General features: G+C 51.2%; 16 protein-coding genes and 2 pseudogenes. 1 reads left to right on the forward strand and 17 read right to left on the reverse strand.

What is annotated here, in order from left to right; translation table 11 throughout:
- Window positions 1-43 precede the first annotated feature (43 nt).
- The 10 genes and pseudogenes from TQ39_RS13615 to TQ39_RS21705 form a co-directional block, all read right to left on the reverse strand.
- The gene (locus TQ39_RS13615; protein ID WP_050005924.1) at window positions 44-376 is read right to left on the reverse strand and encodes a hypothetical protein; all 333 of its coding nucleotides are present in this window, start codon (window positions 374-376) and stop codon (window positions 44-46) included.
- Window positions 373-1,227, reverse strand: a complete 855-nt coding sequence (locus TQ39_RS13620) for a nucleotidyl transferase AbiEii/AbiGii toxin family protein (RefSeq protein ID WP_050005925.1) — start codon at window positions 1,225-1,227, stop codon at window positions 373-375. The genes TQ39_RS13615 and TQ39_RS13620 overlap by 4 nt, the downstream gene beginning before the upstream one ends.
- Window positions 1,224-1,832 (reverse strand): type IV toxin-antitoxin system AbiEi family antitoxin domain-containing protein, encoded by a 609-nt coding sequence (locus TQ39_RS13625; protein ID WP_050005926.1) that lies wholly within the window; start codon window positions 1,830-1,832, stop codon window positions 1,224-1,226. The genes TQ39_RS13620 and TQ39_RS13625 overlap by 4 nt, the downstream gene beginning before the upstream one ends.
- 98 nt (window positions 1,833-1,930) lie before the next feature.
- Window positions 1,931-2,227 carry a CD1845 family protein gene (locus tag TQ39_RS13630; protein ID WP_050005927.1) on the reverse strand — a complete coding sequence of 99 codons (297 nt, stop codon included), beginning with the start codon at window positions 2,225-2,227 and terminating at the stop codon, window positions 1,931-1,933.
- A 155-nt stretch (window positions 2,228-2,382) separates the two neighbouring features.
- Complete coding sequence (locus TQ39_RS13635) at window positions 2,383-2,727, reverse strand: plasmid mobilization protein (protein ID WP_425516119.1); 345 nt, start codon at window positions 2,725-2,727, stop codon at window positions 2,383-2,385.
- The gene (locus TQ39_RS13640; protein ID WP_050005928.1) at window positions 2,724-3,542 is read right to left on the reverse strand and encodes a DUF3848 domain-containing protein; all 819 of its coding nucleotides are present in this window, start codon (window positions 3,540-3,542) and stop codon (window positions 2,724-2,726) included. Before TQ39_RS13640 ends, TQ39_RS13635 begins: the two co-directional genes overlap by 4 nt.
- Window position 3,543: 1 nt before the next feature.
- Window positions 3,544-5,568: pseudogene (locus TQ39_RS13645) on the reverse strand (helicase-related protein); the annotation flags it as partial.
- Window positions 5,569-5,747: 179 nt separating this feature from the next.
- A complete protein-coding gene (ltrA, locus tag TQ39_RS13650; protein WP_050005929.1) occupies window positions 5,748-7,643 on the reverse strand; it encodes a group II intron reverse transcriptase/maturase in 1,896 nt (631 codons plus the stop codon).
- Between the two features lie 760 nt (window positions 7,644-8,403).
- A pseudogene (locus TQ39_RS22080) lies at window positions 8,404-13,260 on the reverse strand (DEAD/DEAH box helicase family protein); the annotation flags it as partial.
- 776 nt (window positions 13,261-14,036) lie between these two features.
- Window positions 14,037-14,393: a TnpV protein gene (locus tag TQ39_RS21705; RefSeq protein WP_158361358.1), complete on the reverse strand. Its 357-nt coding sequence runs from the start codon at window positions 14,391-14,393 to the stop codon at window positions 14,037-14,039.
- On the opposite strand from TQ39_RS21705, the gene TQ39_RS21710 reads away from it, so the two are divergent.
- On the forward strand, window positions 14,380-15,147 hold the full coding sequence (locus TQ39_RS21710; RefSeq protein WP_242827539.1) for a hypothetical protein: 768 nt from the start codon (window positions 14,380-14,382) through the stop codon (window positions 15,145-15,147). The genes TQ39_RS21705 and TQ39_RS21710 overlap by 14 nt on opposite strands.
- A gap of 96 nt (window positions 15,148-15,243) precedes the next feature.
- Here the strand turns inward: TQ39_RS21710 and TQ39_RS13660 are convergent, their stop codons facing one another.
- The 7 genes from TQ39_RS13660 to TQ39_RS13690 form a co-directional block, all read right to left on the reverse strand.
- On the reverse strand, window positions 15,244-15,459 hold the full coding sequence (locus TQ39_RS13660) for a transposon-transfer assisting family protein (protein ID WP_002588976.1): 216 nt from the start codon (window positions 15,457-15,459) through the stop codon (window positions 15,244-15,246).
- 1 nt (window position 15,460) lies between these two features.
- Window positions 15,461-18,511 carry an LPD28 domain-containing protein gene (locus tag TQ39_RS13665; protein WP_050005930.1) on the reverse strand — a complete coding sequence of 1,017 codons (3,051 nt, stop codon included), beginning with the start codon at window positions 18,509-18,511 and terminating at the stop codon, window positions 15,461-15,463.
- 6 nt (window positions 18,512-18,517) lie between these two features.
- Window positions 18,518-18,796 carry a hypothetical protein gene (locus tag TQ39_RS13670; RefSeq protein ID WP_050005931.1) on the reverse strand — a complete coding sequence of 93 codons (279 nt, stop codon included), beginning with the start codon at window positions 18,794-18,796 and terminating at the stop codon, window positions 18,518-18,520.
- Window positions 18,793-20,892 (reverse strand): type IA DNA topoisomerase, encoded by a 2,100-nt coding sequence (locus tag TQ39_RS13675; protein WP_050005932.1) that lies wholly within the window; start codon window positions 20,890-20,892, stop codon window positions 18,793-18,795. The genes TQ39_RS13670 and TQ39_RS13675 overlap by 4 nt, the downstream gene beginning before the upstream one ends.
- The gene (locus tag TQ39_RS13680; protein ID WP_050005933.1) at window positions 20,873-21,580 is read right to left on the reverse strand and encodes a hypothetical protein; all 708 of its coding nucleotides are present in this window, start codon (window positions 21,578-21,580) and stop codon (window positions 20,873-20,875) included. The genes TQ39_RS13675 and TQ39_RS13680 overlap by 20 nt, the downstream gene beginning before the upstream one ends.
- Window positions 21,581-21,727: 147 nt before the next feature.
- Window positions 21,728-22,480: a DUF4366 domain-containing protein gene (locus TQ39_RS13685; protein ID WP_050005934.1), complete on the reverse strand. Its 753-nt coding sequence runs from the start codon at window positions 22,478-22,480 to the stop codon at window positions 21,728-21,730.
- Entirely contained in the window at window positions 22,470-22,721 is a 252-nt protein-coding gene (locus TQ39_RS13690) for a DUF4315 family protein (protein ID WP_050005935.1), read from the reverse strand. The genes TQ39_RS13685 and TQ39_RS13690 overlap by 11 nt, the downstream gene beginning before the upstream one ends.
- Window positions 22,722-22,748: the final 27 nt, after the last annotated feature.

The raw sequence follows: 22,748 nt of genomic DNA on the forward strand, positions 1-22,748 counted from the left end.
CTTTCCAAAAAAGAAACGGCCTGCATGGTGCAGACCGCTTTCGTTATTCTATAAAATCATTCTCATCAAGAAAATCAAAATCGTCATCGGTGTCCTCTAACTGTTTTGGAGGAAACCTCATCTCGTATTGTTCTTTCGCCAGCGCACAGACTTCCGGGCACTTATCTTTCATTCGGTTTTTCAGCCAGGAAATTTGTTCCTTTGATAATCGCCAGGGGAGATTTAGCAAGCGGTTTATTGTCATTTGCTCCGCTTGCTTCTCCGGCGGCAAAGAAGCACAGGATTTACAGATATGAGCCGCATGGCCTTTGCCGGAAAATTTTTCGTTGGCTTTGTATTCTCCGCAGACTTTGCAATAATGACCGTGTTTTTTCATAGGCTCGATCCCTTTTCACATAGAGCGTATAAACTGCGAACCGCCCCCATGATGATGCTCCACTCCAGATCTGCCGCATAGGAAAACTTCCTGCGGTAAGATTCCCAAAGTTTCTGCATAACCGAGCTGTTCTCCACTTCCTCAAAAACTTCGGCAGCTTCTGCAAGATGTCGTTCTGTCCCGCGTTTGTGAGCAGTGGCCCACAGCGCATCATGGAGAATCTGTGGGTTCAATGTGTTCCCATGCAGCTGTTCCAGAATATAAATGTCATAGAAATCTCTCATGCGGGTGTTGGTGGTGGTTCTGGTGATGATTGTTTCCAGCTTTTCAGCCAGAACGGTTTCCAGATTGTATGCCCAAATGTCAATGGAGCGATCTTCCAGCATCAGCTTAAAAGAGTAGCGTACCTCCCTGGGGGTAATAGCATCCCCTGTGGAAATGTCAATCTTCAAAGGTGTCACCACACCGTCAAAGGTTGTAGTCATGCTGACCCGAATCCCAGGATACTCCGCTTCATCCATAATCTCTGAAATGCTTTTCAGCTGAAATTTGACGCCATCATCAATCGTCACACTCACAATAGCAGAAATCAGGTTCTCGATGTCCTCTACATTAACATTGGCTCCTTTTACAGTAGCGTCCAAGTCCATGGTGGAACGGGCATCCAGTCCAACCATTGCCGCTACCAGCATCCCGCCTTTCAGAATAAATTTGTCACGATATTCAGAAAGGGAAATTCTCTCCAGAAAACGCTCCATCATATAGTTTCGCATTAAAAGCTGTGCATCCGCAGATTTTTCTCTGGAAAGATTGCGAATTAAATCTTTTAGCTGCCTTGCTGTTTTTATCATAAAAGCACCTCCAAATACTGCCGTAAAATTTTTTCAACCCGGAACATACCGGCATACTGCATCAAAGTCCGCAGATCCTTGTCCTTCCTTCTGGCATACATCTTCAGCGCACCTTGAAACGTCTGTATTTCCATGCTGTTCCGGCTGCGGAGCAGATCGCAGATGGTGCGCTCCATATCATAGACAGGAACCGTATGCCCAAAAGGTGTTTGGCCAGTTGTCAGCCCTACCTCATATAGTTCTGGTTTGATGGTGTAAATAGAAAGGCCCTCTGCCTTTAAGCGAGTGGTGCTGTACCCTCTGCGCACCGTGATAGCGTATGGAGATGGTTCCCGGTCTGTCAGGTCATGGAAAAATAGCGCCGATTCATGGGAAAATACTGCCTGACCACACCGCAGATGTAACAGAAACATCGCATCAATCCAGGTATCCTCGGAGACATAAATTCCGTGAGCAACCTGCTGAAGATTTTTCTCTTTGACATATTCATAAAAAATGGGTTTTACAATTCCGCTGGCGATTACCTGTGCGGTTTGCAGCATCCCATCATGCTCGGTCAGAAGTCTGTCTAACTGCTCAAACCGTTCTGATTTGGTCACATTCATCACTTCCTTTCGTGCTACCATTATACACGAATGTAGCACAAAAGTAAATATAGTAATTTAACAGACACTGTCTGGCATTTTTGTGACCGCGCATTTTATCAATAAACCAAATCTTGAATGGCAAACTTCAAGTCCTGCACCTTGCCCAGTAGCCAGATTGCAGCCAGTGGCAGCCCCATCGGGCTAATCAAAAATGCCATAACCAGCAAAATCACACCATTCTGCGGGGAATAGGTAATAAGCACAGCCACGCCAAGCAGAGCAATTACAGTGCTGAGCAGACCAAGCACCAGACCGGATATGTAGATCAGCCCCGTGCAGAGCCAGACAAAAAGCGTCAGCACCAAAGTGACCGGTGCAGTTATAATCATCAAAAGCCCTTTCAAAATCTTCATGTTATTTCCTCCTTGCAGCGTTCTTGGTATCTTTTCTAATCATATTATCCGGCATGGGCAGGCAAAAGACAAGGATACCGATAAAAAGAAAAAGCGGAGAGAGGAGCAGCGAAGTAATGCCGTTCCTCCCTCCGCAAATGGAGTATCTATCCCTGTTATAAAAGTTTGGAAAGCTGGGTAAGAATTTCCTCTACGCCCTCCCATAACTGTTCCTGCCGCTGGGATATATCCTCCAAGTCAGCATCATAAACCCGTCCAGTCTCATGCACTTTACGGGTCAGCTGGTTTAAGTTGTTGCTGCTTCGGCGCATCAGGGAAACAAGCTCCTTCAACTCCGGCAGCTCCAGCTTGACTACATACCCATCCAGCGCCATTTTTCTTAGATAGGCTTCACGGTTGGAGGTTCCAAACTGAGACATTTTTTGCTCAATCACAGCAAGCTCCTCCGCTGAAACTCTAAAGTTTAATTGCATATCCCGCTTACGCTTTGCCATAGTTATCGCTCCGGCTCCCGTTTCTTCGGGGCGGCAGGCTTATGGGCAGGCAGCTCCTGTTTGAGCTTATCCCGTACTGAGGGGCGGGACGGTTGCAGTTTTTCTCCCTGAGTACGGCTGCGCTGCTGTTCTACACGCACCAGATCAATAAAGCCATCCAGCACAGCAGGGTGGCTGTTTAAGGCATAACCACAACGGACAGTTTCGGGATTATCGTTGGGAATGGTCTTAGCCCATTCTTTGTTGCGTCGGGAGTAGCGCCCATCCCAGTCCTGAAGCTGGACGGTGTTAGCCAGAACCATAGCCACACGCTCCATGCCATAGATCTCGATCACACCCTTTGCCGCATCGTGACTGAGATACATTCCGTCGAAGTGTTCCCGCACCGCCGCTTCAATGGACTCCTTGCATTGGAGATTTGCATTGTTGGAAGCCCGGTACTGCTCCAACTCCCCATGTTCTCTCGCATAGGCGGCAGAATGGGGATAGACCGGTGTTGTTCGCAGTTCCTCTTTGGCTCTGCACACATCATCGGCACGGTTCTCAATGCTGTCCCGGATCACATCCATATAACCGGTCTCCAACTTTTCAAAATAGCGGTACACATCCGCCAGCGGAGAGGGAGATTCCAAAAGTGCCTGAGCCTGGGCATCAGTCAGCTCCAGTTCCTCCATCGCCATCACAATGTCCTCACGAACCGTGTACTCATAGGTGTGGTGCAGGATTTCTTCCGGGGGCTGTCTTTTCAGCCAGTCCCGGAACTTGTCCTGTTCGGCAGCCATCTTTTCATAAAGGGCTGTATTCAGATCGTTAGTATTCATGTTATCGCACCTCCTCAAGCTGTTTTGGTTTCTTGTCTGTACTGCGGGGTTGCACCGGGCGTTTTAGGTTATCCAGCACCGAAGGCCGTGTACTTTTGGCAACAACAGACTCGGTGTGTGCCTGTCCCTTTCCGTCGATGTTGAGCAGGGTATCCAGCTCCACCAGACGGGCGTTTTTGCATCTCAGTTCTTCTTCATAAAGGAATGGCTTTCCGACTTCCTCCTTTGCCGCAGCTTGCTGCTGACAGAGGTTATCCAGCTGTGCCTTTGCCGACTCCAGACGCTGGGGCATCTGAGCAAGGGCATTGTCGATACGGGTAAGATTTCCGCGAGGGTCTGTACCAAGGGTTGCCCGGTGGGTCATCTGTCCTTTCAGCAGGAGCGTATACTCCTGTTTCCAAGCGGAAAATTCCACGGACATGGCATACCCCCGGTAGTTGCCGATCTGCACCGGATCGGAGGTTTTAACCTCCTTGCAGGCATCCAAAAGGGCTGCGCCGGCGTTCTCCTTATCGGTCAGCAGATCGCCACGGATTTCCATACCAGCAAAACCGTCCTCCGGGTGCGGGTGCGCTGCCAAAACCTCCAGATCGGATTCAAAGCCCTTGATAAAGCCCTTGTGCTTTTCAATCTCCTCCGGGAAGTATTTGAGCAGCTGGTCCTCCAGACGATATTGCTTGCTCTGGTGGTCGGCTTTCATCAGCTTCAGGCGGGATACCTCCACATCCAAATCCATGCGCTCCTTGATGCGGGGATCTCCGGCACACAGAGCCTTGATCTCTGCAAAACTGAGGGCGGTTTCATCCACATCATCGCAGGAGCGTACCGGCGATTTAGAAGTCATGATCTGACTAATGAATTTTTGCTTATTCTCCACCGTCTGCCAGAGGTATGCGTCAAAGGTTCCTTCGGTCACATAGCGGTACACATGGACAAGAGGATTCTGGTTACCCTGGCGCTCGATACGGCCCTTGCGCTGGGCAAGGTCTCCCGGTCTCCACGGACAGTCCAGGTCATGAAGTGCCACCAGACGGTCCTGCACATTGGTGCCTGCGCCCATCTTGGCGGTGCTGCCCAAAAGGACACGAACCTGACCGGTACGGACTTTAGAGAACAGCTCCTTTTTCCGCACTTCGGTATTGGCTTCATGGATAAAAGCGATCTGGTCGGCAGGCATCCCCTGAGCAATGAGTTTCTGACGAATATCGTCATATACCGTAAAGGTCGGTTCCTGTTCCGGCAGAGGCACAGCGCCTTCCAATGCGTGAAGCAGTGGATTATCCAGCGTTTTCGCCGCCTTGCTTGCAGGAGCTTTGGCCTGTGGTGTAGAAATGTCGCAGAACACCAGCTGGGTCAGCTTGTCAGCTTTGCCGTCCCGCCAGATCTGCATGATGTTGTCCACACACTGATTGACCTTTGTGCCAGGTTCGTCCGGCAGCATCTGGTTGACGATCCTCTGGTCAAGCCCCAACTTACGGCCATCCGAGGTAATCTTGAGCATGTTATCCTGGGACGGGTCAACAGTTCCGCTGTGTACCAGCGATGCACGCTCCGAAAGAGCTTTGACCATTTCCTGCTGATGTTCGGTAGGCTGCGCCACGATGTTGTGGTATTCCACTTCCGGGGTAGGCAGATTCAGCTGGTCGGCAGTCTTAATGTCAGCCACTTCTTTGAACAGGTTCATCAGCTCCGGCAGGTTAAAGAACTTGCTGAATCTCGTTCTTGCCCGGTAGCCGGTGCCTTCCGGTGCCAGCTCCAATGCTGTGACGGTCTCCCCAAATCGGGAAGCCCAACAGTCGAAGTGGGTCATGTTCAGCTCTTGCAGGCGTTCATACTGAAGATAACGCTGCATGGTGTAAAGCTCGGTCATGGAGTTGCTGACCGGGGTGCCGGTGGCAAAGATCACACCACGATTTCCGGTGATCTCGTCCATATAGCGGCACTTGGCAAACATATCGGAGGATTTCTGCGCGTCCGATGTGGAAAGACCAGCCACATTTCGCATTTTTGTGTATAAAAACAATGACGATAGGTAATCCTTTGAACGTGATGTGCGGCGAAGCCGCACATTCGTTTCCTCCGGATTTTCCCCCGTCTCACGCCGGGCGTGCACCTTTCAGCGCACCCGGCCTACCATCAGATTGACTTACTTTCTACTGATTTCATTGCATCTGTACCCTCACGAATACAGCGCACTTGTAAATTTCACTTTTTGAGTTTTTCACGATATTTCTTGATTTTGCGTACCGCCTTGGCATCCAACTCTGGCGGTATAGGACTGTTGTGTACCATGCGGTGACACGGTATACATAGCCATGCTAAATTTGGAACTTTGTTGATTCTTTCAATCGGAAGTCGTGGATTTACATGATGACAATGTTTCGGAATCAGTTCAGAGAAATATCTACCACAGCATTTGCATTTTCCCTTATCTCGGTTGTAGGCATATTCCCGATTCATAAAATACTCGAAATTGGCTCTCCATCCCTTGCCGCTAGCGTAGATGGATAAGGCTATATCTTCGGGTGTATTGATGGAGGGGCGGTCACAGGGCAACGGTTTATGCTTGGTACGATAATTTACATACCGCCTGCGTCCATCCTCCGTATAAGGGGTCATTTTCTGGTCAAATGGTTTGCTTTCATAACGACTGTGTGTAATAAACGCATAGGTTATTCCGAACCATTTCCCATCAATTTGAATTGCGAAGGTTTTACTGTCATAACCTTCGTGCCGATGTGGCAGATTACTTAATTCCTTTAACGGCACCTGCATTTGGTTGTACTGCTTGGGAAACAGGTTTTTCCATACTGCCAACGCCGTATTATTCACTCTACGGTCAATGGCATGGTAGGCATGAGAACAGATAGAGGGTTGCAAATACTGGGCCAGTCCCATAATCACGGAGTTCACATACTGGATTTGAGCCGCCTGCGTGTTGGATTGCGTGTATAATCCAATTTTCCTAACTTCTTTTTGCAAGGTATGGATTTTCTTCGTCAATCGTTCCATATCAGGGAATGGCTTTCCTACCAGATTATCTGACCATGTGGCTGGGTCTGGTGTTTTCCTCTTTCGTTCTGCCTTGACTATGTAACCGAGGAAATGAATACCATTCTTTCTCAAATCGGTTACATAGGTCTTTTCCTGTGACAGTTCCAACTTCATGCGATGCTTAAAATACTTTGTCAGTTCATGCTTCATACGGAACGCTTCCTGTTCCGTAGAGGTCAGGATCACCCAATCATCCGCATAGCGAAAATTGTATTTCGGGGTGATTCCAGACCATTTCAGCCTTCGGGTATCGTTGCATTTGTGCTTGCATTGACGGTGCGGCTCCATATAGCAGCGCCCCACATACCAGTCAAAGTCATTGAGATACACATTGGACAGCAACGGAGATAATATACCGCCCTGTGGTGTTCCCATTTCTGTTGCATGGTATAAGTCCTGATCGATATATCCGGCTTTTAGCATTTGGCTGATGATTTTCAGAACCCTCTTATCGTGGATTCCGATTCGCCATAGCTTTTTCAGCAACAATCTATGATTGATGTTGTCAAAACAGCCCTTTATATCTCCCTCGACTGCCCATACCGGCTGGTCTTTGGATTTCACACTTGCATTGATGACATTGACAATATCCCGGATAGCGTGCTTCTGCGCCCGGTAAGGACGGAAACCATAGCTGTGCGGATAGAATCTCGCTTCGCATATCGGTTCCAGAATCAGTCGCATACATTCCTGTATAATCCTATCCAATACAGTGGGAATACCCAGAGGTCGCTTTTTGCCGTTTGCCTTTTCGATATACTTCCGTTTGGCTGGCTTCGGCTTGTAATTGGAGATATTTGATTGAATCAACTGAAATAGTTCTTCTTTTGGCATTTGCAGATACTTGTCCATTTTCATCCTGTCCACACCGGCAGTTTTGCTGCCCTTGTTGGACTTGATGTTATGAACAGCGGTTACAATAGTCACTTCGCTGACCATTGCTTCCAACAGTCCCGTGAATGAAACGCCTTGCCCCGATTTTTCATAGAGCAGGTCTTGAAACTGTTTCAATTCTTTTTCTGTTGAAAATCTGACGCTTAAATGCACAAGGTTTTCACCTCGCAGTTCGTCACCCGTCTTTCAGGGAGTTATTGGATTTTCTTTCGTGAAATTTACAAATCAATCTGACTCGTGCCCTTCGCCGTGGGGCATTTCAGCCCCGTGTAATTGGCATTACCCAATTGCAGACTACTATGGCACGGCTGACTTCCTGTATTCTTCATTGTGCTGTAACACTCCAAATACAGGCTCTCAAACGTTCCCAAATCTCTATCCTTGTGGTCAATAGACCGTTGAAACCCTTAGGCCGCTACCTTACACCGGGAGAACCTAACCACACTTTGAATCACAGTTGTTGTGTGGTTCCGCATGAATATTTCATTTCATGGGGCATATACGGAAAAACCAGCCGTATCTGCTTTCTCCAATCTTCATCCTTTCGGATGCCAAGCACTCTTACGATGCTGCATAGCTTTCACTACTGGATAGCCATAGGTTTCGGAAGCCCGCACCATTATTATCCATGCCTTTCGGTTTAGGTTTTCAGGTTACGACTTCACCACGCTTTGTACCCTGTCTATTTACAGATAGACAACGCACAGTGGAGTATTAGCTCTCGTACTGCCTGCGGTTTGACAGACCGCTGTGGGATTTCTCCTTTCCGGCATTGATTCTGTACGGCAGAGGAATTTCGCCTCTGAATTTGAGATTTGAGTTCTCTACGATATTTTCTTGATATATCAAGTGCTATCGCATGGTGCTTTTCGTCATAGCTGTCTGCTACGACTTATGCACAACGTTTCGCACGGTTTTTGTAGTTGTGGGCCTCGTCCACAAATAAACGGTCCACCCCCAGCTGCTCAAAAGTTACCACATCGTCTTTTCGCCCCTCGGCTTGCAGCTTTTCCAGTCTGGCTTCCAGAGACTTTCTGGTACGCTCCAGCTGCTTGACGGTAAAACGCTCGCCGCCGCTGGCCTGTACCTCTGCGATGCCCTCGGTGATCTCGTCGATCTGCTCATAGAGAAGCCGTTCCTGACGCTCCCGGCTGATGGGGATACGCTCAAACTGGCTGTGTCCCATGATGATGGCGTCGTAGTCACCGGTCGCAATACGGGCGCAGAACTTCTTGCGGTTATGGGTCTCAAAGTCCTTTTTGGTGGTGACTAAGATGTTGGCAGAAGGATAGAGACGCAGAAACTCCGACGCCCACTGCTCTGTCAGATGGTTTGGAACCACAAAGAGAGATTTCTGGCACAGTCCCAGGCGTTTGGCTTCCATCGAAGCAGCTACCATTTCAAAAGTTTTGCCTGCGCCTACTTCATGTGCCAACAGGGTATTTCCTCCATACAGCACATGGGCAATGGCGCTTTTCTGGTGTTCCCGCAGGGTAATGGCCGGGTTCATGCCTCCAAAAGTGATGTGACTGCCATCATATTCACGGGGACGGGTAGAGTTCATTTCCTCGTTGTACTGGCTCACCAAAGTCTGGCGGCGCTCCGGGTCTCTCCAGATCCAGTCCCTAAAGGCTTCCCGGATCGCCTGCTGTTTTTGAGCCGCCAGGGTGGTCTCCTTGGCATTCAGCACGCGGCGCTCTTTTCCGTCTGCGTCCTCTATGGTGTCATAGATGCGGACATCCCGCAGGTTTAAGGAATCCTCCAGAATCTTGTAGGCGTTGGCGCGGCTGGTCCCATAGGTGGTATAAGCTGCCACATCGTTGTAGGATACAGAAGATTTTCCCTTGATCTGCCATTCAGCGGTAAAGGACGAATAGTTGACCTCGATACTGCGTTGGAGATAAAACGGGGTATTAAAGGTCTCATACATAAACTGCTGGATATATTCCTTGTCAATCCAGGTAGCGCCCAGACGCACCTCGATCTCCGACGCATCCAGGTCTTTGGGCTGGGCGGCGGTAAGAGCTTCCACATTGACTGCAAAAGAAGGGTCCTGCTGTGCCGCCCGCTGAGCCTGACGCAGTTTGCGGCGTACATTGCCGGAAAGGTATTCATCAGCAGTCACATAATGGGGTGTGCCGTCCTGTTCCAGCTGTCCCGGCACACGGAAGATCACACTTTGCAGTTCTCCCGCCAGTTCTTCTTTTGTTTTTCCGGTAAGCTGGCTCATATAGTCCATATCCACGCGGGCTTTTTCCGAGATGGACACCGCCAGTGCTTCACTTGCCGTATCCACCACAGCCACTGCCTGATGGGGCTTGATGGTCCGTTTGGTGAACATATCCGCCTTGCGCTCCAGCTTTCCGTCCTCGTCAATAACTTCCAGCGCACAGAGCAGGTAATAGGAAGAATCGTCTGCATAGGCCAGGCGGTTTGCACGGTCATTGATGAGACCGTATTTGGCAGAAAAGCTGTCATAGAGCCGGTTTAGTTCCGCCTGTTTTTGGGTAATGGTGCTGTCTGGAACCGCTGCATCCATCTGAAGGTCGATCAGTTCCTGCACACAATCGCGCAGTCCCACAAGACCTTTTACGCGGGCTTCTGCGGTGGCGTTGAGATCAGGGCGCACCATGCGGCTGTTTTCCCGGTAGTACACCTGCCCGTCTACAATGACATAAGAATAGTTCTTCACATTAGGATCGGCAGGAATGGAGGTGCCAATGGCTTCGCCTTCGCCCAACTCCGGCAGCTCTGCCTCCTGATAAGTGCCATGAATATACTTCACCGCATCATGCAGCTGGTCGGAAAGCTCCAGTCCCTCGATAGGGTTCACGGTGTAGTCCATACCATGAGCAGTGCTTACCGGCTCCTGTCTGCCCAGCACCATTTCCGGGTGGTCGATAAAATACCGGTTGATGGCAAATCCGTCCTCCGTCTGTCCGGTTTGAGTCCATTCCGGCACGATGTCCAGCGGGCGGTCCCGCTTTTGGAGGAAGATGATGTCCGATACCACCTCGGCACCGGCATTCTTTTTGAACGCGTCATTGGGCAGACGGATAGCTCCCAGCAGCTCGGCACGCTGGGCAAGATAGCGGCGCACGGTGGAATCCTTGGCGTCCATGGTATAGCGGGAGGTTACAAAAGCCACCACACCACCGGGACGCACCTGGTCCAGTGATTTGGCGAAAAAGTAGTTGTGAATACTAAAATTCAGCTTGTTGTAGGCTTTGTCATTGACCTGATACTGACCGAAAGGCACATTGCCGATGGCAAGGTCAAAGAAGTCACGCCTGTCGGTGGTCTCAAAGCCGCCTACTGTGATGTCCGCCTTGGGATAGAGCTGCTTTGCAATGCGCCCGGAAACCGGGTCCAGCTCCACACCGTACAGACGACTGTTTCGCATTTCCTCCGGCAGCATACCGAAGAAATTGCCCACACCCATAGATGGCTCCAGAATATTTCCGGTCTCAAATCCCATACGGCCCACCGCTTCATAGATGGCCTGAATGACCGTAGGGCTGGTGTAATGGGCGTTGAGGGTGGAGCTTCTGGCGGCGGCATATTCCTCCGGGGTCAGCAGCTCTTTCAGCTGGGCATACTCGGAAGCCCATGCCGGTTTCTCCGGGTCAAAGGCATCAGAAAGACCGCCCCAGCCCACATAGCGGGATAGGACTTCCTGTTGTTCCGGGCTTGCCTGCTGTCCGGCAGCTTCCAACTCTTTCAGCAAACGAATGGCATTGATATTTGCCTGGAACTTGGCTTTCGGACCGCCTTCGCCCAAATGCTCATCGGTAATACGGAAGTTTTGTGCATTGCGGCGCAGGTTGGCCTTGTATTCCTCATAGGAGGCTTCCTCGGCAGCTTTGGCATTGGGGAAGGTCTGCCACTGGCCATTGACCTGAATGGAAACCGGGTGTTCGTCCAGCACTTCCTCAAAGGGTTTCTCCGACTCAGTCACAGGGGCTGGTGGCTCCGGCTCCTCGATATGCAGCCGTTCCACCACCACATCATAAGGCAGATTGTTCTTATCGCCCGGATAGACGGCCACGGTCTCGGAATGGAAGGTCGGGGATTCGGCAGACGGTTGGGGCTGTTCCTGTCCAAAGCCATCCATCTGACGGGCATACATCCCGCGCAGCAAAGGCGCAACTTCATCCCAGCGGAAATACAGCACAGCCAAACGCTTTTCCTCTGCGTCCAGGACTTCCAGCTCCATGCCCTGTGCCGTGGTACGGTAATCGGCAATATCGCCGGTCTCCAGATTCAGGGTCTCAATCTCATGAGGGTAGGCTCTGCTCAGCCAGTAGGCAATCTCACTGTTGCTCCTGCCGGATTGCAGCAGCGTGGAAACCTGTTTTTTATCTGCTTCATCCATCAGTCCATGGGACAATACATCCCGCAAGTCCTGATCTGCCTTGTCCGGGTCAATGGGAAGAAGCTCGGTATAGTAAGCATTGCGGCGGTCTGCCCGAAGCAACTGCTCGAACTGTTCTTTGCGCTCTGCCCGATAGATGGGATATACCATGCCGGTGGGCAGAAGCTGTACGGTGTCCTCCCGCAGCTCGGTGATCTGATAGGCGTCATCCTCGATATACACGGTATCGCCCACAGCATAAACCGGGGCGGCAGGGTCATAGGAAGTCCTTTGCGGAATTGGACTGCGAACGGCATCATATTCCTCATCGGAAATGGAAATCTCGGAAGTCTGCTCTGCCTCGGCAGCTGCGATCTGCTCTGCATCTGACATCACCTGTTGGATAAATGGGTCATTGTCCAGTTTTTCCGAGTCTGCCACCTGGCCGTTGACGATGCCCCTTTCCTCCAGGGCTTCCCGGATGGCGATGGGGTCGATATTGTCAAAACGGTCCTGTTCTTCTTCGGTATAGAACCGGTCCTCCTGAATGAGCTGGGCGATTCGGCGCTGTACCTTCGGCCAGGGCAGCTGCGTTTCCTCCGGGCTTCCGGCACGGACAACGAACAGGCTGTTGCTGCCGCCGTATTCCTGAGCCAGCCATGCAGCGGTATCTTTCTCTCTTGCATGATCTTTCATATAGCGGACGACAGCGTGTTTACTCTCAATATTGCCGTTCCATGCACAAAGGGCAGTATCAATATCTTCCTGAGAAAGAGGGCGCAGAAGCTCATGGAGCTTTGGATAGGTTTCGTCGATCACTTCCCGGTGCAGACGCTGGCGGAACTCCGGCACATCCGAATAAAGGCGGATCAGCTCCATATCCTTAGAGCCAAGAACCGCACGGCGCACAGCGGCATTACCCTCGATGACAGCATTTTCACGGTCAAAATGACCGCAGGCATTGCGGTATGCGGTATCCTCGGAAATAGCGGCAGTCACCACAGGCTTATACTGCTCAAACTGCTCCCGAAGGGTAGGCTTTGGCGTTTCTTCCTCTATCTCCGGCTGCTGGGCTTGAATGGCATCTTCTTCTGCCAGATCCTTTTCAGCCTGGATCTTGTCATACTGCGCTTGTTCCTGTTCGGTAAGATAGCGGCCTTTCTGGACAAGTGAGGTAATGCGCTTGGCAACCTTTTCCCAGTTCAAGTGAACATCCGGGCAGTCCTGCTTTTTATAGTGCAGTCCTTTCCCATCGTGATCTTCGCCGCTGTGTGTTGCGCCGGACAGGGCATGAGAGCGTCCGCCAATGCCATACTCGTCTTTAAGGAATCTCACTTTTTCCTTATCCGTATGGTTTTCCATGAAGAACGCATAGATACGGCCTTTTCCTCCGGCAAAACTGCTGCCGCCGGTCATGGCGGTGTCGATCTCATCCTCTGTAATGAAATGCTGGACGGTTGGCACTTGGGAAAGGTCCGAAGAAAAAGTCCTGCGGGGCAGGTCAAGGTCTTTCAGGTTCTCCCAGATTTCCCTTGGCCTATGGTAATGAAAGCGCAGCAGGTCACGGTCCTGCTGATAGGCAGTCCAGAAGGCGGCGTATTCTTCCTTGAGTGTCTGGCGGAAAGCCGGGTCATTCAACTGCTCCGTCAGGCGGCGGGTCTCCTCCGGGAACCCATTGCCTCTGATTTCTGACAGGCAAGACAAATATCCTGCTTCTCTGGCTTCCTCGCTGAAATCGTGGTACAGATACCAGAGCTTTTCTGCAAGGAGGGAGCGTTCATAGCCTGCCGCTTCTGCAAGCTCCACATTGGAGGCAAACTGGCCGCTCTCCAAAAGCTCCCCGATACGCTCTGCGGCGCTCTCCCAGGAAATGACCTGGGCAGACCTGTCATAACGGACAGACTTCCCGTGGGAAAGATGGATACCATCCTCGGCATACCATGCGCTCACACTGCCAAGGCCGTTGCCGCCGTGGTACAGCGCTTTCAGTATCTCGGCAATCTCAGCGGTGGTTTTTTGCTTTTCAAAGGCAGCAACCACACGCTCTCTCTGGCGGTCTGTATTGCCGCCCAAACGCAGCACATGGTCAATATCATTTTGGGCAAAAGAAAAAGCAGAGGATGTATGCGCTACATTCTCTGCTTCATCTATGGATTGGATCTGCTCCGCTTCGGAGAGGAACAGGTTTAGGGTCAGCTGTTGATAAGCTCCGCCATCAGGATCTCCTCTGCCTGGGCTTTGCAGGTGTTCATCAGGCCCACCCACTTCATGGGATCGCTGGCTTTCAGTTCCTCGGTGGCTCCCGCTTCCTTCGCCAGCTGGGGCATCATCTGTTCCAGTCTGCTCTGGGCGGTCTCGTCGATCTCGATGAGGTGCGGGTACAGCTTCTCGCTCAGCAACATCTGGTTGTAGAGGATGGGACGGTGTTCTTTCAGGTAGGTTTTCCTCATCCTGCCGTACTTGCCCAGGGGTTTCTCCGGCTGCTGGCTCAGCTTCAGGTCGGGAATCAGATAGTCTCCGTTCTGGATATAGGTCATGGGATTGTTCATCTTGCTTGCTCCTTTCTTGGTTGGCTTCGCGCTCTGCATTTCGGACGGTAACGCCGATCTGCCGCAGCACCTGCTGGTTGATCTGGCTGACCGCTGTTCCCAGCGCCCCGATGGTGGACGGGGTGTTGAAATCAAAGATCGCCATGAAATCTTCGTGGTCGAAGTAGCGTTCCGGCTCCAGTCCACAGCGGGACATCAAAGCGTAAGTGATGCTGACGGTGGCGGCTGCCTTGAACTGCACTCCGATGTTATACTCATCATATTCCTCCAAAAAGGAACCGTCAACGATATAGAAGAAGTCCTGCTGATGCTCCGTCCAATATTCCTCGGCCAGTTTTCCAGCTACCTCCGTGAGCTGTCCGGCAAGATCATCACCGGAAACATCATAGGTGCGCTCAAACATGGCCTGCACCGAATCCAGATGGCGCTCCTCCAACTGCCACAGCCAGGGAGTGCGGGAATGTTCACGGGTTCCGGTGTCGGAAATGTCAAAGACATAACGCAGGCGAGGTCTGTCCCCGGAATCATCCACCAGAGCGATTCCCTTGGAACCGCGCCTTACATAACGGCCCATCTTTTCATTCCACAAATCGTACTCCGCACAGGCGGTGGCGTCCGGTCGCTGGGCATAGATCATCAGCTGCTCATGGAATGGGTACTTGTAAAGGCGGGAAGCAGTAGTGAGAAACCCTGCCCATTCCTGCCAGCTCCCCGTGAGCTGTGTTGCCACCTTGTCCGCCATCTGTGCATATAGTTCAGCTTTGGTTGGCATAGTGTTCTGTCCTCCTTTCAGTTTTGGGGTAAAAAGGCGGGGTGGCAGATCGCCACCCCATCCCTGCGGTTATGTTGTTTACTGGTCAAAATCCGGGTACAGCTCCAGTTCGGCAAACTCGGCATCACTCATGGCCTGGAGCTTGCCCAGTGCGCTGTCTGTCAACTCCCGCAGCTCGGTTTCCTCCGGCGAAAGCTCGCCGCGCATCTCACGCAAACTGTCAATCAGCCCGGTGCGGCTGCCGGTATTGTAAATGCACATCAGGTTCATTTCCTCAAAAGTAAAGTTTCCCATATCAAATCTCCCTTTCCGCACTCTTTTTGGGTGCTGTCTTTTTGTGTTCTGCCTTGGGCTGGCTTTTCAGCTGCTCCATGACGGACTTTTTCTTTTCCCGTTCCTCCCGATGGGCAGCGGCAGCCAGATCCATCAGGGAAATGGGCTGACCGCTTCGGGCCTGCTGTTCCAGCTCTGCCACCGTAGGTTCTTTTGCGCCATTGTTGATGATACCGTCGATCATGCCGTAATCGTCCTCCAGCATCATTTCCGCATTTTTCAGCGGGTTTTCTGGCAGGAATCCGGGGATCTGGGTAAAACCAACACTGTCACAGTAATGACAGGATACCTTACCGTCCTGTCTGATCGCAACGATGTCGCTGACGCTCATGGAGGGACTGTGAAAGTCCACGGGCTTTTCCAGATTGAATTGCTGATAGAGTTTTTCCAGCTGCTCCGGCACAGTGCCAGACTCCCTCAGAGGAGCTGTGTAAATGAGGTCATAATTGCTGCGGTCTATGGAAATGTCGTGGGACTTTAACCAATCCAGATTCATAAAGCGCACATTCTGCGGATCGTCACTACTTACCTGATAGATGGCAAAGCAATCTCTGTTCTGAGAGAGAAATGCCTGTTCGCGTTCCTGCTGATGTTCCTGACGCTCCATGATCTTTTCGTGGAACTGAGGGCTTTTCTCCCATTCCTCATGGTCCACACCGAAAAGACCGCCATGATCCATGATTTCCTGCGGATCAAACACCATGCTCTCCGTATTGTCCTCATGCAGCACATAGACGGTCAAACCGGCGGCATCCAGTTCCAGCGCCCGTTCTCTGGTAACAGGGAACATCCCATCATAGGAGTAGCCATATTCCTGCATATCCGGTGTGGATACCTGCTCATCCGGCATGGGGTATTCATCCAGTGCCTGCTCCTGCGCTTCCGGCAGCTGGGCAGAAGCGGTCACCTGACTTGCCTCTGCCTGCATCTGCTCATAAGCAGCTTCCTGCAAGGTCTCAACCATAGACAAGGGAGCGCGTCTGAGCGAAGTGCTGTCCAGATCGTTATCATCACAAATCTGGAGAACTGCCTTCATGCAGGAAAGCTCCGGCATATCCAGCTGACCACCATCCAGCTCTTTCATGGACGCAGCATCGTAAAGAGTGTAGTCCCAGCCGCTGTCACAGGGCTGAATATGAAGATAGGTGGCATCGTCAATTAGAAACAAAGCCTCCTGCTGGTTTGCCTCCGCATCAAGAACCGCCATTTCCGGCTCTTTTTTTGCATTGGGGTCAATTCCACGCTCTTTGCAGATTTCCTTATAGTGGCGCTCAATGTCAGAGATCAAAGTGCCGGAGGTCTTATTGATGGTCTCCAAACTGGCTCTCAGCTCTTTCAGTTCCTTGCCCTGACTCCAGCTGGCAATATAGCCGAAGCTGTTTTCTCCGGTTTCAATGCCAAAATATTTGCAGACTGCATAGGAGATGCTTTCAGCCTCTACTTCTTCCGTGTGACGGTCTTTCTTCTGTTCCTGCAAAAACTGGGCGAGAGTAGAAAAGCCGCCAACAAAATTCAGTCCTTCTTCCTCGGTCAGCATCAGGCGTCCATTTTCCGCCAGCTCCAGCGGCTCTGTCAGCAGAACGGAACCTGCATGGTTTACAACCACTTGTTCTTCTACACAGACCGGCTCTCCGGGGTCGTAGTCAGAACCGCGCAGGTCATAGCAATAAACGCCCTCCGGCAGATTATCACGGACAATCCGCCCATTGGAGAACAGACCGGGTTTATCAAACAGCTCGATCTCCTGATATTGCTCGTCATTGGCAATCTGAATCTTTTTCTGATTGTGGAGCTTGCTGTGGGCAATCTCATGAACCGTGGCCGAAACCGTCTGCACCTCACTCATGCCCTGACGAATGGCGATTTTCTGATGATCGGCAGAAAAATAGCCGTCCGTATCGGCGGCCATTGCTTCAAAAGTGATCGGCACCGGCGCACTGCGGCGCAGAGCCTCCATGAATACCTCATAATTTGGCACATTGCCGGAAAGGGAGGAAGCAAGCTCCGGCAAAGGTTTCCCGTCGGTCTGGCTCACATCAAAAACCTTGACCGGACGGAACATAGGGATCTCGATTTCTTTTTCCTCTGTGACGATCTTTCCGTCTTTATCCAGAATCGGAGCCTTGGTATCCGGGTCCAGCTTCTGCTCCTCGATTTTCTTCTTATACGGTGTGGGGGCGATGATGGTAATGCCATGCTCGCCCTTTTTTACATGACGCTCAAACTGGTCTTTCCACTTATTGTATCCGGCTACCAATGTAGCGTCCGGCTTCTGCATATAGATGAGCATGGTGTTGTTTACCGAATAGCGGTGGAAGCGGGACATGACGGACAGATAGCGCATATACTTTTCACTCTCAAACAGTTCCTTGATCCCCTGCTCGATGCCATCTGTGATTTCCCTTAGCCGTTCTCGGTTGGTGGGTTTATTCTCAGCCATGATTTTCAATCTCCTTTCCAAGTGTGTGATTTCTGCTGTGTGTTCTGCAATCCATGCCTTTTGTTCTTCTTCACTTTCATAAAGAAAAAGGTCCAGCAGGTACTCTACATAGGTTTTCTTCTGGATTGCTTCCACAAAGCGGGGGTGCGGTTCTTCCTCCGGTGTCCGGGGAGAATGGTCAATCCCCCATTTTTTCAGCAGATGGTAGTAATCGGACAGTACGCGATAACACCGCTGCCGATCCTCACGAAACTGCTGTGCCTCGGTTTTCTGCCGGACATATCTCCTGCGGGGAGGGGCCTGACTGTCATAGATCAGGCCAAAGTCCTGTGCCAGTTTCTCCGCCGCTTCTTTTGAGGAGAGGTCAAAGAGCTTTGCGGTAAAGTCGATCACATCCCCATCTTCACCGCAGCCAAAGCAGTGGAACCGCTGGTCTACCTTCATGCTTGGGTTCTTATCATCGTGAAAGGGACAGCAGGCCATGCCATTTCGTTTGACCTCGATCCCATAAAACGCTGCCGCATCTCTGGTGCTGACCGACTGCTTGACTGCTTCAAATACATTCTCTGTCATGTGCCTTTAACTGCCGGACTTTCGCATAGGAGGCTGGTATCCGGCGGCTTTCGCACGCTCACTGGCGGCTTTGCGGCGTTCTGCGCTATATGGCTCCCGGACTGATACACACCGCTTGGGGACGGTAAAGTTATGGGCGTCCTTTCGGATGATCTGGTCGGGGTGCTTTTTTGCCAGCAGATCCAGCTTCTCCATCAGACGGGGATCATGAGTATAGATCTCAGCCATTGGTTCTGCCTGGTTATAGAGGAGAATGGTTTCCCGTTCCACTAAAGAGAGCTTCATCGGCTGCCTCCTTTCCGCTGGTCAAATTCCAGCTTGAAGTTGGCGTACTGTCCATCATCCTCCAAAACCACAGCGGCATCGTAGGTCTTTCCGGTTTTCTCCGAATATAGGCCCGTCACACGGACACGGCCATCGTTAAGCAGTGCAGACACCACAGCCTTGGTCGGCTGTTTTTTCTTGGCGGCCCACCATTTGTTGTTTTTCCAGATTGCAAATCTGCAAGAATCATTCTGACAGAAGAAACCTTTTTGCAGTTCTGCAACTTCCCCGCCGCAGCGAGGGCATTTGCCCACCACCTCACGGGGCGGAGTGAACAGGTACTCAGTTCCCTTAATGACCTGATAAGTTCCCACCAGATCTTTCAGCATGGTGCTGATCCCGTCCAGAAACTCCTCTGGGGCAAGCTGCCCGCGCTCGATCTCGCCCAGGCGGTACTCCCACTCGGCAGTCAAAAGCGGAGATTGCAGCTGTTCCGGCAGAACGGTAATCAGGGAAACTGCATCGTGGGAAGGGAGAAGCTGCACCGTTTTCCTGCTCTTTTTTCGTTCCAGAAAACCGGCAGATACCAGCTTTTCCAAAATACCGGCACGGGTGGCCGGTGTCCCCAGACCTTTTCGCTCGGCATCCTCCGGCATATCCTCTTTTCCGGCAGTCTCCATCGCGGACAATAGGGTGTCCTCCGTAAAGTGCTGAGGCGGACTGCTTTTGCCTTCTTTGACGATTGCCGCAGCAACCGAAAGGGTCTGTCCTTCAGTCAGCTCCGGCAGGGCTTTCTCTGCGCCCTCTTTTTTCGGCTCCGCATCCTTCATTTTGGCACGGTAGGCGTCCTCCAGTGCTTTCCATCCGGGGTGCTTCACCGTTTTTCCTTTGGTAGTAAACTCCCCACCGGCACACGCTGCAATCACAACGGTTTCCGAATAGATATGGGGCTGGGCCACGGCACACAGCAGACGCAGGGCCACCAGCTCCAGCACCGCTTTTTCTCCCGCAGGAAGGGCAGAAAGGTCTGCATCCTTGAGATTTCTGGTAGGGATTACTGCGTGGTGGTCGGTTACTTTCTTGTCGTTGATGACCGTCTGCGGATCACAGGTAATGGCGATCCCTTTGCGAAATGGCATAGCATTGGCAACCAGATTCACCAGCACCGGCAGGCTGTCTGCCATATCACCGGTCAGATAGCGGCTGTCAGTACGGGGATAGGTGCAGAGCTTCTTTTCATACAGGCTTTGCAGATAGTCCAGGGTCTGCTGGGCCGTAAATCCAAGCAGACGGTTGGCATCTCTTTGCAGGGTAGTTAGGTCATAGAGAGCAGGCGGCTTTTCGGACTTTTCCTTGCGCTCCACCTTTTTGATTGTGACAGCTGCACCCTGGCAGGCTTCTTTCAGCTGCTCTGCGCTTGCTCGGTCACTCATGCGCTCCCCGGATACGGTAAGACCGGGCAGCTCCAGCACCACGGTATAAAAGGGAACCTGCTTAAAGGTGTCGATCTCAGCTTCTCGCTGGACAATAAGCGCCAGCGTTGGGGACATCACGCGCCCGATGTTGAGGGTGCGGTGATACAGCACGGAAAAAAGCCTTGTGGCATTGATCCCCACCAGCCAGTCGGCCTTGGCACGGCAGAGAGCAGCATCCCGAAGTCCATCATAATCTACACCTGGGCGCAGGTTTGCAAAGCCCTCCCTTATGGCGGAGTCCTCCATCGAAGAAATCCAGAGCCTTTTCATCGGCTTTTGGCAGCCTGCCAGCTCATAGACGCTGCGGAAGATCAGCTCGCCCTCGCGTCCGGCATCACAGGCATTTACTACCTCCGTCACATCCGGGGCGTTCATCAGCTTTTTGAGAATATCAAACTGCTTTTTCTTGTCCTTTCCCACCACCATCTGCCAATGCTCCGGCAGGATAGGCAGGTCATCATATCGCCACTTGGCATACTTGGGGTCATAGCTGTCTGCATCCGCAAGACCGGCCAGATGGCCTACGCACCAGCTGACACGCCAACCGTTACCCTCCAAATACCCGTCCTTACGAGCAGTTGCACCGATTACCGCAGCCAGACTTTGTGCAACCGATGGTTTTTCAGCAATCACCAGCTTCATAATCTTCAACCTCCCATTCATTCTGCCAATTATCAGACAGTTTTTTTGCAATGCTGTGTTCTGAGGCAAGTGTAATGTCATAGCCAAAGCGATAATCATATCGGTACAACCTGCCAATCAAATCATTGATTATGATATTGCAGGCCATAATCACACGCTCTTTATCCACCTGCATCAGTTGATAGCGTTGATAATTGTTGTAATATTCTCGATGTCTGTGGGTTCTGCTGACCGTATCTTCCATCAGACAATCTATGGCATCTTTTTCACCATCTTCTTTGCTGCCCTGTGTATAAGACAACAGTTCCTTAACCATGGGAAAACTTTGTTCATCTACCGTTGCTTCTTCGCTCAAAAAACCGATATAAGCTTTTAGTAACAGGCTAACTGCTGTTTTTTCAGCTTCAGATAAAGCGTTCATGGTCTCCGCTGCATCAGGCAACAGTTCCTTTTCCACAAATTCATCTATCTCACCAGAATAAAGCATTCGGATTGAGTCCACACATAAAGAGCGTTTTTGGGGTGCGGTCTCAATTTCAAAATCATAAAGATCCAAGTCATCGTTCTTCTTTGACTTTTTTTGAACTTTGCTTATAGCAGTGAAAAGAATGTCTCCTCCAAAGTAAATTCCGAAGGCGACCAGATCAAAAATAATCAGAAAGTGTAATAACCAGTTCCAGGTGTTCATTGTGAGGTCCTCCTTTCTTTGACCATGTGCTGATTTTGGGTGTGGATTTACAGTAAGAGAGTGAGTAGAGCAGCAGAGGACAGGAATTTCTCCCTGTCCTCTGTCCCTTATCCCGCAATGATTTGAAATACGCTACGCTCAAATGGTTCAATCTGCTCTATCGCGTTCCTCATTAGGGTCAGAACCCTCAAAACCATCCTCAAGGACTTCCTCATCTTCGGTTTCCCATTCCTCGGAATCTTCCTCACCATAATCATAATCGTCCAGACTGTCATTGCCCTTGGTCTTAGGCTTATTCTTAACGAGCTTCAAGTAGGCAAATACGCCACCGCCGCCCAGCAGAGCCAGCAGAAGGATCAGCGCAGCCGGGTTCAGTCCGGCAGGCTTCTCTTTTTCCGGCTCCGATGTTTCTGCCGGAGGTTCCGGTGCTTTTCCCGTACATTTACTCTTATCAGTTACACAGACCGGACAGGCCGTATTGACTGCCCCTGCTTCACATTTCTTCGTGCAACTGCACACCGCAGGCGGCTCCTCTTTGGGTTTTCCATCCTCCATCAGCGCCATCAGGTCCGCTTCATCCACCTGGTTCAGAAAGTGAACAGCAGTCTTTTTATCCTCATTGGCCCTGTCGATCAGGATATAAAAATAGTTGCCTGCCTTGGTGGTAACGGTAATGAGCTGCTTGTTGCCACCAAAATCATCCACCAGAGCGGCGTTGCCATCCGGGGTCAGCGGAGGTGCTTTTTCCGTTTCTTCCACCACCACATTGCTGTCATTGGTGGTATCCTCTGCCGGGGGCGGCGCTGCGCCCTGGGCAAAAGCGGGAACAGTAAAGCCCGATGCCAGCACCAGCGTCAGGCAAAGGGCGGAAAGTGTTCGGAGCAATCGTTTATTCCTCATAGCTGTTTTCCTCCTGTTCGTTGTTGTCATCAGCCAAACTGCCGGGAACTGTGCCACCGGACAGCATGGCGCTCAGCTGAGCCGGGGTCATACGCAGGGCGCGCACCATCTGGACGATCTCCAGATTTTCTGCCTCGGTTTTCTGTGCTTCCAGCGCCTTGAGCTTTTCCTGATACTCTGCGATCTTCTCGCGGACCTTAGCAATCTCCTGGTCAATGCGTTCAATTTTGTTCTTTGCCATCGTCTATCACTCCTTCTAAAAAATCTC

The organism is Ruthenibacterium lactatiformans (assembly GCF_000949455.1).
Lineage (GTDB): Bacteria > Bacillota > Clostridia > Oscillospirales > Ruminococcaceae > Ruthenibacterium > Ruthenibacterium lactatiformans.

Coding starts and splice junctions, on each gene's coding strand:
- TQ39_RS21705 (WP_158361358.1), bottom strand. CDS start 14,393: ATGAACAATCCCATGACCTATATCCAGAACGGAGACTATCTGATTCCC.
- TQ39_RS13625 (WP_050005926.1), bottom strand. CDS start 1,832: ATGAATGTGACCAAATCAGAACGGTTTGAGCAGTTAGACAGACTTCTG.
- TQ39_RS13660 (WP_002588976.1), bottom strand. CDS start 15,459: ATGGGAAACTTTACTTTTGAGGAAATGAACCTGATGTGCATTTACAAT.
- TQ39_RS13690 (WP_050005935.1), bottom strand. CDS start 22,721: ATGGCAAAGAACAAAATTGAACGCATTGACCAGGAGATTGCTAAGGTC.
- TQ39_RS13670 (WP_050005931.1), bottom strand. CDS start 18,796: ATGAAGCTCTCTTTAGTGGAACGGGAAACCATTCTCCTCTATAACCAG.
- TQ39_RS13640 (WP_050005928.1), bottom strand. CDS start 3,542: ATGAATACTAACGATCTGAATACAGCCCTTTATGAAAAGATGGCTGCC.
- TQ39_RS13630 (WP_050005927.1), bottom strand. CDS start 2,227: ATGAAGATTTTGAAAGGGCTTTTGATGATTATAACTGCACCGGTCACT.
- TQ39_RS13675 (WP_050005932.1), bottom strand. CDS start 20,892: ATGAAGCTGGTGATTGCTGAAAAACCATCGGTTGCACAAAGTCTGGCT.
- TQ39_RS13665 (WP_050005930.1), bottom strand. CDS start 18,511: ATGACAGAGAATGTATTTGAAGCAGTCAAGCAGTCGGTCAGCACCAGA.
- TQ39_RS13620 (WP_050005925.1), bottom strand. CDS start 1,227: ATGATAAAAACAGCAAGGCAGCTAAAAGATTTAATTCGCAATCTTTCC.
- TQ39_RS13615 (WP_050005924.1), bottom strand. CDS start 376: ATGAAAAAACACGGTCATTATTGCAAAGTCTGCGGAGAATACAAAGCC.
- TQ39_RS21710 (WP_242827539.1), top strand. CDS start 14,380: ATGGGATTGTTCATCTTGCTTGCTCCTTTCTTGGTTGGCTTCGCGCTC.
- TQ39_RS13685 (WP_050005934.1), bottom strand. CDS start 22,480: ATGAGGAATAAACGATTGCTCCGAACACTTTCCGCCCTTTGCCTGACG.
- TQ39_RS13680 (WP_050005933.1), bottom strand. CDS start 21,580: ATGAACACCTGGAACTGGTTATTACACTTTCTGATTATTTTTGATCTG.